This window comes from Nonomuraea sp. NPDC050691 (assembly GCF_040654455.1).
GTDB lineage: Bacteria > Actinomycetota > Actinomycetes > Streptosporangiales > Streptosporangiaceae > Nonomuraea.
Map to the genome: position 1 here is coordinate 1 of NZ_JBFAIA010000348.1, position 2531 is coordinate 2531.

Annotated in this window: 1 pseudogene; it reads right to left on the reverse strand. The window is 78.1% G+C overall.

The features are described from left to right. Nucleotides 1–2531, reverse strand: a pseudogene (locus tag AB0H81_RS44575) (hypothetical protein); the annotation flags it as partial.

Below are 2531 nucleotides of genomic sequence, written 5' to 3' on the forward strand. Positions count from 1 at the left end.
GTGGGGGAGGGCGCCCTTGCCGGCCTGCGTCTCGGCGACCGGGATGCCGTGCGTCTCGGCGAACTCCCGCAGCCGGCGGATCACCCTGCACCCCGGCGGGCACCACCACCAGCGGCCGGTCGGCGATCTCGTCCTCGACCGGACGCAGCAGCAGCCGCTCCACCTCGGCCGCCGCCTCCCGCACCGGGCCGCCCGGGGCCAGGGCCGTCCGCTCGTCCACCGGCGAGCCGTCGCCCGCGGTGCCGTCGCCCAGGGTGTGGCGGCGCAGGGCGTAGCGCAGGTGGACGACCGCCTCGGCGACCTCCTCCAACCGCCCCAGCCGCCGCACCAGCGTCCCATCCCGCGTCACCACCACGACCAGCAGCGACGCCGCCTCGACCACGAACTCCACGAGCACGGCCCCGCCGTGTCCCCCCACCCCCGCGGCCCTCCCACCGAGCACGGCCCCGCCGCGCCACGTCGCACCCGCCGCGTCATCGCCGAGCGCCCTCTCACCAAGCGCTCCTTCCCTGGGCGCCCTCTTACCGGGCGTCCTCTCAGCGGGCGCTCCTTCTCCGGGCGTCCCATCAGCGGGCGTCCTCCCACCGGGCGCTCCTTCTTCGGGCGCACTCATACCTGGTGCCGTCTCTCCGAGGGCCGCAAGAGTCGGCAGCCCGGCCGCCGAGGTAGCCGTGTCGAAGCCGGACGCGTCGGCGGTCGCCGGGCCCGGCGCGGTCGTGTCTGAGCACGTCCGGGCGAACGCGGCATCCGCGAACGCGTCCTCGGTCAGGACGTCCTCGCTCAGGACGTCCTCGGTCAGGGCCGCCTCAGCCAAGGCGGCCCGCACCTCGCGCAGGTCCGGTACGTGTGGCTCCGGCGCGGCCACGGCTCGCCAGCGCTCGGCCCAGGCGAACACCTCGGCCGCGTCCCGGTCCCGCGCCGCCAGCCGCAGCCCGAGCCCGGCGAGCCGCTCGCCCGCCCTTGCCATGTGCGCGCGCAGCGCCGGGTCGTCGAACGCGCCGGCCTGGTTGCGCGCCTCGGCCAGTCCGTCGCGGGCCGCGCGTGACGCGGCGTCCGTGTCACCCCGCAGCTCCGCCTCGAGCGCCATGGCGTGCTGCCGCACCAGCCCCGGCACCCGCCGCTCGGGTGGCGGGTCGGGCTCGCCGCCGATCAGCTCCTGGAGCGCCGGAGGCAGGGCCGCCACCTTACGGGCCGTGATCTTCTTCCGCGCCCCCGCCCCGCGACCACCTACCTCGCCGCTCTCCGCACCGCCACCCACCTCGCCGCCTTCCGCCCCGCGGCCACCCACCTCACCGCTCTCCGTCCCGCGACCACCCACCCCGTGGCGCTCCGCCTCCCGTGCCCCATCGCCTCCCCGCCGGCCGTCTCGGCGCGAGGTGTCCCGCTCGCCGTGCCCCTCCGCGATCACCACGGCGCCGGAGGGGGCCGTGGCGGGGACGTCCGCGGGCGCGTTCGTCAGCTCGGCGAGCTGGGCCAGGGCCGCGGGCCGGTCGCCCAGGGCGAGGGCGACCTCGGCCGCCTCCAGCCGCAGGGCCGCGCCGCCCGCCTGGTGCGCGGGGTCGCGTTCCAGCTCCCCGGCGCACGCCACCAGCTCCGTGAGCAGCCCGGGCGCGGGCCCGTCCAGGGCCAGCCGGGCGCGCAGCGAGACCTCCCGGGCGAGCGGCAGCCAGGAGACGCGTCCCTGCGCCTCCAGCTCGCGCGCCGCCCGCGCGGCCAGCGCCAGCGCCCGCCGTGGGTCGCCTGTCAGCAGCTCCGCCCGGGCCAGCTTCAGCCGCGCGTCCGCCAGCGCCACGTGCGCCCCGGACGCCTCCAGATCGGGTACGGCCCGGCTGAGGAGCTCGCGTGCCTCGCCGGGCTGCTGGGCGGCCAGCAGGGCGCCCGCGAAGTCCGCCCGCATCGTCGCCAGCCGCTCGCAGAAGCCGAACAGCGCCTCCTCGGCCTCCCGGTAGTGCGCGAACGCGCCCGCGACGTCGCCCCGCCGTACGGCCAGGAAGGGCAGGTTGGCCGCGGCCAGGCGCGCGAGATGGTCGAGCCCGGCGTGCCGGGCGAGCTCCAGGCAGGCCGTGACGTCGCCCATGGCCGCACCCCACTCACCGAGGAAGGAGTGCACCAACCCCCGGTTGAGCAGCCCGCCGGCCAGGAACCTGTGGTCGTCGACGCTGCCCGGCGCCGCGGCCAGGACCTCGACGGCGCGGTCGCAGGCGGCCACGGCCTCCCGGTAGCGGCCGAGATGGGCCAGGGCGACGGCGCGCTGGGTGTCGAGCTTGGCCCGGTCGAGGGACGACAGCGCGGGCCAGGCCAGGGCCGCGATGCGCAGCGCCTGCAAGGGGTGGCCGCGCTCGGTGCGTACGGTGACCAGGGACAGCCGTGCCTGGGCCGGCCGCTCGGGTGGCGCGCCGGGTGTGGCGACGGCGCGCCGCAGGTGGCGCTCGGCGGTCCTCGCCCACCTTGTACCTGGCGCCGGGGGCCGCCTCCACCACGACGCCGGAGATGTCCCAGCCGACGCCGAACGGCGGCTCGCCGAGCAAGGG